Raw genomic sequence first — 12,653 nt, 5'->3', positions numbered from 1 at the left:
CCCTACGCCATTTTACAGCATCAAAGGAGTAAGATCATGATACAGGACATTGAACCTTACCGGCTGGCAAATGAATACGAACCAGCCCCGCCGGAAGGGGATGCTTATATTTTATGGTATAAGGATGATTACATCCTTCTCAGGCACAGCAGTGAGGCCATTTCCTTTCCCCGCTTTTCGGATATTTCACCGGACATGGCCGGGCGCTATGCCTATCTTTTTTCTGTCGGCGAAGATACCTTCTACCTTTCAGAAGCGCCTGAAGCCGCTTTTAACGAGGATTTTTACCTTGAAAACATGCAGACTCTGCGCCGCACACGCCCGCGTTACCTCACCTATGCCGGGCTGGTGGGCTACCAGCTGTATAACTGGTATCGAAACCGCCGTTTCTGCGGCCGCTGCGGCAAACCCATGAAGCCCGCCGCCAACGAGCGCATGCTCTACTGTCCGGAATGCGGCAATCTGGAATACCCCAAAATTTCTCCTGCGGTCATCGTCGCGGTGACCAACGGCGACCGCATCCTCATGTCCAAATACGCCGGGCGGGCTTTTAAAAAATACGCACTGCTCGCCGGCTTTGCCGAGATTGGCGAGACCATTGAGGAAACCGTCAAACGCGAAGTCATGGAGGAGGTCGGCCTTAGGGTGAAGAACCTCCGTTATTACAAAAGCCAGCCATGGCCCTTTTCAGATTCTCTTCTTTTCGGCTTTTTTGCAGACCTGGATGGTGACGACACCATCACCTTGGATGAAAACGAACTGGCTGTTGCCGAATGGTTTACGCGTGATGCAATGCCGGTCGAGGCTGATGGCTTCAGCCTCACCAATGAAATGATGATCCAGTTTAAAAACGGCCTTTACTAGAGTCTCGGCCCGTCATCATAAAAAACCAACCCGTATCGTAGCGATACGGGTTGGTTTTTGTTTACACCAGAAACCGGATGTGCTCCGGATTTTTACTTCTTAGAAACTCAAAGGCCTGATTGATGGTGTTCTGGATCATATCTCCGTCCAGATCCATCAGTCTGAAAAGTGTTTTTACAAAATAAAAACACATCTGGTCTTTTCCAAATTCAATCTCACGTTCATAGTAATTGATGAACAGTTCTTTACGGGAACCAAACTCAGCCATTGCAATAACATCCAGGTCCTCGTCTGTATAGGATTTGTTTAAAAAATCAAGGCATGAGCGGTTAAGCGTTTTTGTGATGGACAGGCGTCCGCCATTATCCACGTTTTTAACCAGCACCTCGTAATACAGCAAAGTATTGTGGGGGTCGGATAGAATCGCATTGTAATACAGCACCAGTGTAAAGCAATACTTGGTGTAAAGGTTCAAGTCCTTTTCTGACGCTTCAGAAACATAATCATAGAGCGCCATAAAAAAGGTATTGTAAATATCAGAAATCATATCATCTTTTTTCTTAAAGTAATATGTGATTGTTCCCAGCTTTACATTAGCGTAATCCGCTATATCCTGGATACCTGTTTTATTATAGCCATTTTCATAAAAAAGCTGCTTGGCTGCATTAATAATGTTCTGTTTGGTGAGCGTCCCTTTTTTTGATTTAGCTACCATTAACAGTTCCTTTCTCTTTAATTTGGGGTGGAGTTTACTGTAAAAATTATTTATTCACTATTAAAATTGGATATTGGTTTTATTATATCTATTTTTTGAAAAAAAGTCCATAAAAAAATAAGAAAGCTTTGATTTTACGAGATTTTATCTTAATAAAAAACAGTGTTGACTCCAAGAAGGCAACACTGTTTTTATTTTTATTTCATGAGCAGTTCATCGCTCTCCAAAAGATTGGCATGGAGTTCCCTGTCAAAGGCTTCCCGTACCTTTTCAACGTCATCCTCATCAATTTTAAAAATAATGATGGCGTTAGAGGTGTTCTGCGGCAGGAAGGAATAAGCATATTCGATATTAATGCCGCATTCTGTCAGCAGCTCGACCATATCGCTCATTCCGCCTGGACGGTCTGGAATCTCAACCGCCATAACATTTGTTTCATTCGCCATAATATGCGCTTCTCTAAGTGCGTCCAACCCTTTATCCGTATTCTGTAAAATTAGGCGGACAACGCCGTAATCGGCGGTTTCCGCTATGGTTAAGGAACGGATATTTACATCTTCTGCCTTTAATACCTTGAGCATTTCGCTCAGGCGGCCTTCTCTGTTTTGTATAAATACAGATACCTGTCTGATCATATTCTACCTCCTGTGTCTCTGTTCTTCTTTTCAAACAACGTCCATATTGACATCTGCATAGGTGGCCATATCACGGTTCATGGCAACTGCGGCATCCAACAGATAAAAGGCCAGCGCAGCCCCACTGCCTTCGCCCAAGCGCATATCCATATGTAAAAACGGTGCGAAATTCAATAACTCCGAACCAAATTTTGCGCCTTTTTCATCAGAAGCGTGTGAACAGATCAGATAATCCTTGACCTCTGGTTTCAGAGCAATAGCGATGGCTGCGGATGCAGTCGAAATATAGCCGTCGACCACAACCGGCACATGATTGGCTGCGCCTGCGAGCATGACGCCTGTCATGGCCGCGATTTCCAGGCCGCCGACCTTTGATAAGATATCGACAGGGTCGTTTTTGTCCGGTTGGTTTAAAGCGATGGCGTCGCGGATAACCTGTGCTTTGTTCTTTGTCAGGTCTTCTGAAAGGTTAGCGCCGACACCGGTAATTTTCTCTGGATCAACATCGCCTAAAACAGCAAAAATCGCGGTGCTTGGAGTTGTGTTTCCAATGCCCATTTCGCCTGTTCCCAGGACCTTATAGCCTTTTTCGATGGCTTCATTAGCGGCCTCAATACCAATTTCCAGCGCCTTAACCGCTTCTTCACGGGTCATTGCGGGTTCCTTGCGCATGTTGGCGGTGCCGCGGCGGATTTTCTTATCCACAGCATCACAGTCTGCCGGAAGGTCTGGAATCATGCCGACATCATAGACAAAAACATCGGCACCCGCCAGGCGGCTGAGCACGCCGACGCCTGTTCTGTAAGCCGCGATCATCGGGGTCATCAGTTCTGTAAACACCTGCGGAGCGGCCGACACACCTTCGTCACACACGCCATGGTCGCCTGCAAAGCAGAGTACTGCCTTTTTCTCAATATCCGGGATTACTTCTCCGGTAATGGCAGAGAGCTGTTCAGCAATATTTTCCAGCACACCCAGACTTCCCACTGGTTTTAAAAGAATGTCGATGCGTTCTCTTGACTTCTTTTTGGCCGTTTCATCAATTTTCTGGATTTTATCCAAGGTTTCCTGTAATAAACTCATTTTATTTCCCTCTCAAGTTAATTTCTTTTTCTACTATAATATTATAGCATTACCGCTTGTGCGATAAAAGATGATTTCATGCAAATTCGGGTTAAATTTCGACATCGCCTCTGAGATCAATGGCATCGCAGACCTCACGCATCCCAAGGATAACTTCCTCAATGACATCTCCCAAATCCATCTCCAGGCGTTCGCAGCCCTTTTTAATGATCTCACGGTCTACACCAGCGGCAAATCCTTTGCTCTTAAATTTCTTTTTAACTGACTTGGTCTCCAGATCCAGCACGCTTTTAGATGGCCGCATAATGGCGGTAGCATTGACCAGACCCGTCAGCTCATCAATGGTGTAGAGAACCTTCTCCATCTGGGACTGGGGCTCAATATCCACACAGATCCCATAACCATGGCTGGCCACTGCACGGATGATTTCAGGGTCGATGTCGCGCTCCTGCATAATTTCCTGAACCTTTACACAGTGCTGATCCGGATACTTTTCATAATCCAGGTCATGCAGGAGTCCAACGATTCCCCATTTTTCTTCGTCCTCACCGTATTTACGGGCGAAATGACGCATAACACCTTCCACAGCCAGGCCATGCTTTACCAGAGCATCGCTCTCATTGTATTCCTTCAGAAGCTCCAGGGCTTCATCGCGGGTTAAAGATTTTGACATTTTCTGCCTCCTGTTATTTAAAATATTTATTTTGGACGTCATATACCGGCATTTCGTGACCGGTCCACAGTTTAAAGGCATCTGCTCCCTGCCAGAGCAGCATACCCAGGCCTCCAACCGTCTTACAGCCCTGTTCCTCAGCCATTTTTAAAAGCTTTGTTTTTCTCGGGTTGTAAACAATGTCTGATACCACAAGACCAGGGCGCAGCAGGCCTTTGTCCTCAATTACCGACTGGCCAGGATTTGGCTCCATGCCAATCTGGGTAGCATTGGTAAATAAGGCGGCGTCCTCTAGCGCTCTGCTAAGCTGGGCTGTATCGGCAATACTGTAGGCCGAGGCCGAACAGTCTGTATGACTGTTGATATCATCAGCAATTTTAACTGCCTTATCCAGACTTCGGTTGAAGATCACAATTTCTGCCACACCGTCCAGCGCCGCCTGTATGGCAATGGCCCGGGCCGCGCCGCCGGCTCCGGCGAGCACCATCTTTTTATGGATAACATCCACATCATATTCACGCAGCATCCGCATATAGCCACTGCCGTCGGTTGTATAGCCTTTTAAAACGCCCTCGTCGTTGACGACAGTGTTTACAGCCTCCATGAGCTGTGAAGCCGGCGAGAGCTCATCGACCAGCTCACACATTTTTGTCTTGTTTGGCATGGTCAGGTTCCAGCCCCTTGCTTTTAGAAGCTTCAGCCCCTTTACAGCTTCTGCCAGCTGCGTCTCGCCAGCCTCAAAGGCAAGGTAGGCATAATCCAACCCCAAAAGTGAAAAGGCCATATTGTGCATTGCCGGCGACACGCTGTGGGCCACAGGGCTTCCCAGCAGACAAATCAATTGTGTTGTTCCTGTAATCTCTATCATCACGCTTATTCCTCACTTTTATAAAATCGTTATTGCTATTATAGCACAAATTTTCTAAACAGGATGGACTATATAAAGTTCAAAGGGTATCGCGGCGATACTCTTTGAATAAAACGTATAAAAAACAGGAGACCGCACTTGGCGTGTCTCCTGTTTCGATTCGGTCTTTAAAAAATTGATACAACAGAACCCTGGTAAGTATCTTCGATGAATTTTTTCACATCGTCGCTCTTTAAGGCTTCCATTAAGGCTTTGGTTTTGTCAGAGTTTTCATCGCCTTCGCGGACTGCCACAACATTGGCGTAGGTCTGGGCGGCAACAGAATCTTTTTCTTCTTTTGCCAGCGCATCAGAGACCTTCAGATCTGCCTGCAATGCATAGTTACCGTTGATGACAGCCATATCGACATCCTGTAAGGAGCGGCCCAACTGTGCGGCTTCGAGTTCCTGAATGTTCAGGTTCTTCGGATTTTCAGTGATGTCTTTTGGCGTGGCGGCTAAGCCGGCATCCGGGTTCAATTTGATTAACCCATTGGTTTCAAGCAGCAATAAAGCACGCGCTTCATTGGTTGTATCATTTGGAACTGCAATGGTGGCACCATCTTTCAGGTCTGCAAGCGCTTTGGTTTTGCCTGCATATAATCCCAATGGTTCATAATGAATGGCTCCTGCTGATACCAGCTTTGTGTTGTTTTTCTGATTAAAATCATCCAGATACGGCTTGTGCTGGAAGTAATTGGCATCCAGCTCTTTATTTTCAAGGGTCATATTCGGTTGTACGTAATCGGTAAATTCCTTGATTTCAAGGGTATAGCCCTTTTCCTTCAGAACATTTTCAGCTGCTTTTAAAATTTCAGCATGAGGGGTCGGCGATGCGCCCACCACGATGGTTTTATCATCCGAGCCAGAGGCTGATCCTCCGCCGGAAGAACTGCAGCCTGCGGCCATAACCGTCACAAGGCCTAACGCTACCAGTACAGATAATACTTTTTTTAATTTCATCCTTCTTTTCCTCCTGGAAATTATTTTCTCTTATCCTGCTTTTCAGCGATCTTCATTCCAATTTCCTGGAATACCTGAACCACCAGAACCAGCAGTACAACAGTCACAATCATCACGCCGTTTTCGTAGCGGTAATACCCGTAACGAATGGCGATATCACCGAGGCCGCCGCCGCCCACAATACCAGCCATGGCTGAGTAGCCCAGAATGGTGGTGGTTGAAATAGCCGCGCCCACAATCAGCGAAGGCTTGGCTTCCGGCAGAAGCACTTTGCAGATCACCTGAAAGGGGCTGGCTCCCATCGAAAGCGATGCCTCAATCAATCCCTTATCCACCTCACGGAGTGAGGATTCCACCATACGCGCGATAAACGGCGCGGCCGCCATAACCAGCGGCACAATGGTCGCGTTGGAGCCGATGGTGGTACCGGTAATAAAGCGCGTGATCGGGATAACCGCGATCAGCAGGATTAAAAACGGAATGGAACGGGTAATATTAACGATAATGTCTAAAATTTTATGAACAATGGGCAGCGGCTTGACACCGTCCTTGTCACAGGCCACCAGAATAACCCCCATCGGGATTCCCAGCACATAAGAAATCAAGGTTGACGCCAGGGTCATATACAGGGTCTGAAGCAGCCCCCACCAGATCATACTGATCATTGTGCTATCCCACATAGTCCGGCACCTCCTCCACAGTCAATCCATTGGATCTCAGATAGTTTAGCACCTTGCTGGCAGTTGTGCTGTCCTCAGGCAGCTGAATGACCATCTGCCCGCGGGCAATGCCGTCGATATTTTTCATATCCGCATACATAATGTTGACCAGCGCCTTACATTCCAGAATCATCCTAGCCACTACCGGGTCGTAGGAGGAGCTTCCGTCAAAAACAATACGGCAGCAATTTTGACCGACGTGGCCAGTGAGGTTTTCGCCATCCGGAAAGATCATTCTTCTCGCAATGGCTGTTTTGGGATTGGTGAAAATCTCCTCCACACTTCCCTGTTCAGCAATATGGCTCTTATCAATAATGGCCACATGGCTGCATATTTCCTCCACCACGCTCATCTCATGGGTGATCACCACAATGGTAATGCCCAGACGTTTGTTGATATCCTTTAGAAGCGTAAGAATCGACCGTGTGGTGGTGGGATCAAGGGCTGAGGTGGCTTCGTCACACAGCAGTACCTTCGGGTTGTTGGCCAGCGCACGCGCGATAGCGACACGCTGCTTCTGCCCGCCAGACAGCTGGGAAGGATAGGACTGCGCCCGGTCGCTGAGGCCGACGAGCTCTAAAAGCTCCGCCGCGCGCCCTTTGGCCTTGGACTTGTCATACCCCGCGATTTCAAGCGCAAATAAAATATTTTTTTCGGCAGTCCGCTGTTCCAAAAGGTTGAACTGCTGAAAGATCATCCCCATGGAATAACGTACTTTCCGAAGATCCTTTTCCGATATTTCCGAAATATCCTCACCGTCGACTAAAACGCTGCCCTCCGTTGGTTTTTCCAGCAGGTTCATACAGCGCACAAGCGTGCTTTTTCCAGCGCCGCTCATACCGATGATTCCAAAAATATCGCCTTTATGAATGGTGATATTAATATCATCCAGAGCCTTCACATCGCCACTTTTTGTATGGAAGGTTTTTCCCAAAGACCGGATCTCAATGATGGGCTGCGCCTGTTCGTTTATTGGTGTTTCCATTTCTACCTCCTCTCAAAAAGCTTGATTTCTCAAATATAATTCCGTACTCTTTCATATGGTATTGAAAGGATACACTTTTACAATTATATTCTAGATTTAAAGCCTTTGTCAAGGTATACAGCGTTCAACTGCAAAACCTGTAAAATTCATTTTTTATTTATTCATATATGTTTTATATGCTTTTATATTATAAAGTACCTCTCTACTTTTGTCAACACTTTTCAAAAAATATTCGCCCGCGCCTTTTGTCCTGCGTTGAATCCCTGATTTTAAAGTGCTATAATGGATTTTAAAAGGAAAACTATTTTATGGCTATCAATTAGGAGTGAATTAGAATTATGTTTAAATTACCTGAGTATATCCCACCTGACTTTCACACTGAGCATTTCGCCGGCTCTCCAGACGTTCATACCGAACCAGCCCCCAAGGACGGCGTCGTCCCTGAAAATTTTTACGCAACCTCCATTTTTCCTGAATATTTTAAGATCGACGGTCACTGGATTCTGATCCGTGAAAGCCGGATGGACTGTGTTGTCGTCATCGAGGACGGCCTTCCCCACGCGGTCGAATTCCGCAACGTCAAAAAAGGCGACGCGGTTGTCATCGGCCGCAGCGACAACGGCGAAACTGGCGTTTATGTTCACCAAAACGCTTTTAACCGGAACTTCCAGGACAATACAGACAACTTTGCCTTTCGAATGAACAATTCCAGAGAAACAGCCTTTTCCAGCGATTATGACCGGCTTTACGACCTGCTTCGCTATGAAAAGGACCATGGCTACGTGGTCTGGGTGCTGGGACCGGCAGCTGCCTTCGACTACGATTCCCGCAACGCCATGTCGTCACTCATAAAATCCGGCTATGTCGACGCTCTTTTTGCCGGCAATGCCCTGGCAACCCATGATCTGGAGGCAAGCTTTTTCCATACAGCCCTGGGGCAGGATATTTATTCAAAATGCAGCTGTAAAAATGGCCATTACCATCATATCGAAACCATTAACCGTGCCCGCTCCTCCGGCTCGCTTAAAAATCTGGTCCGTGACTATAATATCCGCGACGGCATTGTCCAAGCTTGTCTGAAAAAAGACGTTCCCATGGTGCTGGCTGGCTCGATCCGCGACGATGGCCCTCTGCCGGGCGTCTATTCCGACGTCTATCAGGCTCAGGACGCCATGCGTGCCTACACGCGCAGAGCGACCACTGTCATCTGCCTCGCGACCCAGCTTCACACCATCGCAACCGGTAATATGACCCCTTCCTACCAGCTGGTGGGCGGCGTGGTCCGGCCCGTCTACTTCTACACGGTTGACATCTCTGAATTTGTCGTGAACAAGCTTAAGGACCGCGGCAGCCTGAGCAGCGAATCCTTTATTACCAATATCCAGGATTTTGTCGTGAATCTGGAACGTCATCTGCTTGGCAACGGATAAACTGTTTGCCACCTGAGCGGATATCGTATATAATTTTATTTAGAAAACAATTATCTGGAGGATACTATGGGTTACAAAGAAGACTTTATCGATTTTATGGTGCGCTCCGGCGTCTTGACCTTTGGCGATTTCGTGACCAAAAGCGGCCGTAAAACACCTTATTTCATCAATACCGGCAACTATAAAACAGCTGAACAGATTTCAAAGCTGGGCGAATACTACGCGGCCTGCATCGGGGAAAACATCGGGGAAATGGATTTTATGTACGGTCCTGCCTACAAGGGTATTCCGCTCGTCATTACTTCCGCCGTTTCCCTTTACAGAGACCACGGCGTCAACATTCCCTACTGCTTTAACCGCAAGGAAGCCAAGGACCACGGCGAAGGCGGCAGCATTATCGGCTACAAGCCCCAGGACGGCGATAAGGCCATCATCATCGAGGATGTCATCACTGCCGGCTCCTCAGTCCGCGAGAGTGTACCGCTGCTCAAGGGCCTTGCCGATGTCGACATAACCGCGCTCATCATTTCCGTTGACCGGATGGAAAAGGGCAACAATGACAAGAGCGCAATCCAGGAAGTCAAGGAAGCGTTTGGTATCACCACTTACCCCATTGTAACTGTACGCGATATTATCGCTCATCTTTACAACTACGAAATTGACGGAAAAATCGTGATTGATGACGAAATGAAAAGACGCATGGAAGATCATCTTGATAAAAACGGTATTTAACAATAAAAGCTCCGGAAACCTCCGGAGCTTTTATTATACCGTTCATTAAAGTCACGTTAAATCCCAGAGGAGTCACTCTTTTTAAAATCATATTGCTTTCATTCACATAAGGTGCTACAATGGACTTAATTAGATGTATTCTAAAATATATGAAAGGAGAGACAACATGTCCGACAGTATTTATTACTCTTCAACAGACGCGGGTGTTGCCGCTATTATTTTATCTTTTCTGGCTGCTTACTTTGTTATTATTTTAGTCATTGGTATCGTCTGCTATGTTTTCAATTCACTCAGCTTATACCAGATGGCTAAAAACCGTGGTATCGACAGCCCCTGGCTGGCATGGATTCCCATTGCTAAGACTTACCTGATGGGTAAAATCATCAACGAAAAGGTCGCCTTTGGCTCATGGGTGATTCCATACGCCCATGTGTTCCTGCCGCTTCTGCCATTTGCGAGCGGGCTGCTTTCCATGATTCCATTCATTGGATGGCTCTTCCCGATCGCCTATGCCGTTTATTATTACGGCGCATTATACCGTCTGTACCGCATGTATAAACCAGAAAACGCTGTTTTATTCCTGGTGCTCAGCATTATTTTTGCGATTACTCAGCCGTTCTTCCTGTTCTCCATGCGCAATAACCAGGAAGAAGAATACCTGGCATAGACCAAGCCGTTCAATTTCTATTTAAAAAAACGTCCCTTTGGGGACGTTTTTTTATGCCTGCTGTGCTGACCGCATATTTTTCCAGGCACCAAAGGTATAAACTCCAGGAATGATCAGCCCCGCTATCAGGGTAAGGATCATATCCGCTGTAAATCCGGTTCGCAGGCTGCCGTAAATGACAGAGCCTACCTGGAATATAATAATGATGATGCCGAGAATAAAGCACAATGCACCTTTTTCTGCTTTTTTAGAAAAAGCAACGCCCAAAATTCCAACCACAAGCTCAAAAACACAGACGACTGTACTCACCATCAGGTTTACCGAAAGGTCTCTGATGCTAACGCCCATGATTTTCTCCATATCCGCTGCCATGGACGGATCCATATTATTGTAGCCAATAATACCGGAAACGGCAATAACAGCGCCAAAAACGCCTATAATGGCCATTAAAATCCCGCCGACCTTTAAAACTTTTCTTCCTGCTGCTTCCATAGCTGCACCTCCATATTTTTCCTGACCAATTGTAGCACAATTTTTTTAAAATCACATTATATTTTTTCCTCCAAATGTTATTTTTTTTATAAACCGGGTATATTTTTAAATAATAATTATTCTAAAATATTATTTTGTATATAAATTTAAATTAAAAGGAGCGTATATTATGTCAAAAGATTTTTACAGCGCGATTTTAAACCGCCGCAGTTTCTATGCCATCAGCAAAAAAAGCCCCATCTCCGACAATAAAATCGAGGAAGTGATCGGCCATGCCATCAAGCATACCCCCTCTGCTTTTAACAGCCAGAGCTCAAAGGTCGTTTTACTCTTTGGCGAGCAACATGACAAACTCTGGGATATCGTAATGGAGACACTGCGCAAGAAGGTGCCGGCAAACAAATTCCAGCCGACCGAAGACAAGGTAAACAGCTTTAAAGCCGGCCACGGAACCGTCCTGTACTTTATTGACGATACCGTTACAGACAGCCTGGTCGAACAATTCCCACTATATGCAGATAACTTCCCAGTATGGGCAGAACAGGCCAACGGCATGCTTCAGTTCTCAGTATGGAATTCCCTGGAAATTGAAGGCCTCGGCGCAAACCTTCAGCACTATAATCCGCTCATCGACGAAGCTGTCAAAAAAGAATGGAAGCTTCCGGACGCCTGGCGTTTAAGAGCACAGATGCCTTTTGGCGAACCCACTGCCATGCCTGGCGATAAGGACTTCCAACCTCTGTCTGAACGCTTAAAAGTTTTCTATTAAATCACATTTGTTGCTGATGCAACAGAATTCCTCCGGTGAATATGCTATACTATAGTCAACACCTGAACTGGAGGAATAACTGTGATACGTAAAATCATTAAAATTGATAAAGAAAAATGTAACGGCTGCGGTCTGTGTGTCGACGCCTGTCACGAAGGGGCCATCGGTCTGGTCGACGGTGTCGCCACGCTGTTAAGGGACGATTACTGCGACGGTCTAGGAGATTGCCTGCCAGTGTGTCCTGAGGACGCTATCCACTTTGAGGAGCGGGAGGCGGTCGCTTATGATGAAGCTGCTGTACAGGCTAAAATGGAAACTGAAAAGGTCCAGCCCAAAACGCTGGCCTGCGGCTGTCCGGGAACGACCTCGCGTAAAATTGATCGCCACGCAAAATCAGAGCCTGGAAACCACAGTACCACCCCTGCCCAGTCCCGCTTAAACCAGTGGCCTGTGCAAATTAAGCTGGCGCCACCAAAGGCTCCATATTTTGACAATGCAGATCTGCTCATCGCTGCCGACTGCACAGCCTACGCCTATGGTGATTTTCACAATGAATTCATTAAAAACCGGATCACCCTTATCGGCTGTCCAAAGCTTGACGATGTGGACTATGCAGATAAGCTGACCGATATTCTGGCGAATAACGATATCCGTTCGCTGACAGTTGTAAGAATGGAAGTGCCCTGCTGCGGAGGCATTGTCAATGCTGTTAAAGCCGCTTTAAAAAGCAGCGGGAAGATTATTCCCTGGTCGGTCACAACGGTATCGACCGATGGTAAAATTTTAAATATTTAACATAAAAAATAATCTGGCCCGTATCGCTACGATACGGGCCAGATTTCATTCTTAACGTTCAAGCCGCCTGGCTTGTTCTTTAAATAAAAAAAGCAACTGTTTCACAGCTGCTATACTTTCTAAAATGGTGACCCATGGGCGACTTGAACGCCCGACACCCTGATTAAAAGTCAGATGCTCTACCAACTGAGCTAATGGGTCATGTATTATCCTTCATTAACGGCT

15 protein-coding genes and 1 tRNA gene are annotated in these 12,653 nt (G+C 46.5%); 6 read left to right on the top strand and 10 right to left on the bottom strand.

The features are described 5' to 3' along the window. The first annotated feature begins 36 nt into the window (after positions 1 to 36). Positions 37 to 864 (top strand): NAD(+) diphosphatase, encoded by an 828-nt coding sequence (gene nudC, locus CPZ25_RS17560; RefSeq protein WP_096920044.1) that lies wholly within the window; start codon positions 37 to 39, stop codon positions 862 to 864. Positions 865 to 925: 61 nt separating this feature from the next. Here nudC and CPZ25_RS17555 read toward each other — a convergent pair whose 3' ends face one another. From CPZ25_RS17555 to CPZ25_RS17520, 8 genes are all read right to left on the bottom strand, one after another. After that, positions 926 to 1,579 (bottom strand): TetR/AcrR family transcriptional regulator, encoded by a 654-nt coding sequence (locus CPZ25_RS17555; protein WP_058695602.1) that lies wholly within the window; start codon positions 1,577 to 1,579, stop codon positions 926 to 928. Positions 1,580 to 1,776: 197 nt separating this feature from the next. Beyond that, entirely contained in the window at positions 1,777 to 2,214 is a 438-nt protein-coding gene (locus CPZ25_RS17550) for an ACT domain-containing protein (protein ID WP_096920045.1), read from the bottom strand. Between the two features lie 30 nt (positions 2,215 to 2,244). Beyond that, on the bottom strand, positions 2,245 to 3,297 hold the full coding sequence (gene cobT, locus CPZ25_RS17545) for a nicotinate-nucleotide--dimethylbenzimidazole phosphoribosyltransferase (protein ID WP_096920046.1): 1,053 nt from the start codon (positions 3,295 to 3,297) through the stop codon (positions 2,245 to 2,247). 91 nt (positions 3,298 to 3,388) lie between these two features. Further along, on the bottom strand, positions 3,389 to 3,970 hold the full coding sequence (locus CPZ25_RS17540) for an HDIG domain-containing metalloprotein (RefSeq protein ID WP_058695605.1): 582 nt from the start codon (positions 3,968 to 3,970) through the stop codon (positions 3,389 to 3,391). Positions 3,971 to 3,983: 13 nt separating this feature from the next. Then, positions 3,984 to 4,838: a shikimate dehydrogenase gene (locus tag CPZ25_RS17535; protein WP_096920047.1), complete on the bottom strand. Its 855-nt coding sequence runs from the start codon at positions 4,836 to 4,838 to the stop codon at positions 3,984 to 3,986. 167 nt (positions 4,839 to 5,005) lie between these two features. Beyond that, positions 5,006 to 5,839 (bottom strand): MetQ/NlpA family ABC transporter substrate-binding protein, encoded by an 834-nt coding sequence (locus CPZ25_RS17530; protein ID WP_058695607.1) that lies wholly within the window; start codon positions 5,837 to 5,839, stop codon positions 5,006 to 5,008. A 20-nt stretch (positions 5,840 to 5,859) separates the two neighbouring features. After that, entirely contained in the window at positions 5,860 to 6,519 is a 660-nt protein-coding gene (locus CPZ25_RS17525) for a methionine ABC transporter permease (protein ID WP_058695608.1), read from the bottom strand. Continuing rightward, the gene (locus CPZ25_RS17520; RefSeq protein WP_058695609.1) at positions 6,509 to 7,543 is read right to left on the bottom strand and encodes a methionine ABC transporter ATP-binding protein; all 1,035 of its coding nucleotides are present in this window, start codon (positions 7,541 to 7,543) and stop codon (positions 6,509 to 6,511) included. The genes CPZ25_RS17525 and CPZ25_RS17520 overlap by 11 nt, the downstream gene beginning before the upstream one ends. A gap of 335 nt (positions 7,544 to 7,878) precedes the next feature. Here CPZ25_RS17520 and CPZ25_RS17515 point away from each other — a divergent pair, with 335 nt between their 5' ends. The 3 genes from CPZ25_RS17515 (at position 7,879) to CPZ25_RS17505 (ending at position 10,372) form a co-directional block, all read left to right on the top strand. Beyond that, positions 7,879 to 8,973 carry a putative NPN-dependent ornithine cyclodeaminase gene (locus CPZ25_RS17515; protein WP_058695610.1) on the top strand — a complete coding sequence of 365 codons (1,095 nt, stop codon included), beginning with the start codon at positions 7,879 to 7,881 and terminating at the stop codon, positions 8,971 to 8,973. Between the two features lie 66 nt (positions 8,974 to 9,039). Continuing rightward, positions 9,040 to 9,705, top strand: coding sequence for an orotate phosphoribosyltransferase (pyrE, locus tag CPZ25_RS17510; protein WP_058695611.1), 666 nt, complete (start codon positions 9,040 to 9,042; stop codon positions 9,703 to 9,705). Positions 9,706 to 9,871: 166 nt separating this feature from the next. After that, positions 9,872 to 10,372: a hypothetical protein gene (locus CPZ25_RS17505; protein ID WP_013379285.1), complete on the top strand. Its 501-nt coding sequence runs from the start codon at positions 9,872 to 9,874 to the stop codon at positions 10,370 to 10,372. A gap of 51 nt (positions 10,373 to 10,423) precedes the next feature. Here the strand turns inward: CPZ25_RS17505 and CPZ25_RS17500 are convergent, their stop codons facing one another. Next, on the bottom strand, positions 10,424 to 10,864 hold the full coding sequence (locus tag CPZ25_RS17500; RefSeq protein WP_058695613.1) for a hypothetical protein: 441 nt from the start codon (positions 10,862 to 10,864) through the stop codon (positions 10,424 to 10,426). A 169-nt stretch (positions 10,865 to 11,033) separates the two neighbouring features. Between CPZ25_RS17500 and CPZ25_RS17495 the strand changes: the two genes are divergently transcribed. Both CPZ25_RS17495 and CPZ25_RS17490 read left to right on the top strand, forming a co-directional pair. Continuing rightward, on the top strand, positions 11,034 to 11,633 hold the full coding sequence (locus tag CPZ25_RS17495; protein ID WP_058695614.1) for a nitroreductase family protein: 600 nt from the start codon (positions 11,034 to 11,036) through the stop codon (positions 11,631 to 11,633). An 81-nt stretch (positions 11,634 to 11,714) separates the two neighbouring features. After that, the gene (locus tag CPZ25_RS17490) at positions 11,715 to 12,428 is read left to right on the top strand and encodes an ATP-binding protein (RefSeq protein WP_096920048.1); all 714 of its coding nucleotides are present in this window, start codon (positions 11,715 to 11,717) and stop codon (positions 12,426 to 12,428) included. A gap of 125 nt (positions 12,429 to 12,553) precedes the next feature. Here CPZ25_RS17490 and CPZ25_RS17485 read toward each other — a convergent pair. Next, positions 12,554 to 12,629 (bottom strand) — tRNA-Lys (locus CPZ25_RS17485). Positions 12,630 to 12,653: the final 24 nt, after the last annotated feature.

This window comes from Eubacterium maltosivorans (assembly GCF_002441855.2).
In the GTDB taxonomy this organism is placed as follows: domain Bacteria; phylum Bacillota; class Clostridia; order Eubacteriales; family Eubacteriaceae; genus Eubacterium; species Eubacterium maltosivorans.
The sequence above is the reverse complement of the archived record's forward strand: the minus strand, read 5'-3'. Positions and strand labels throughout refer to the sequence as shown.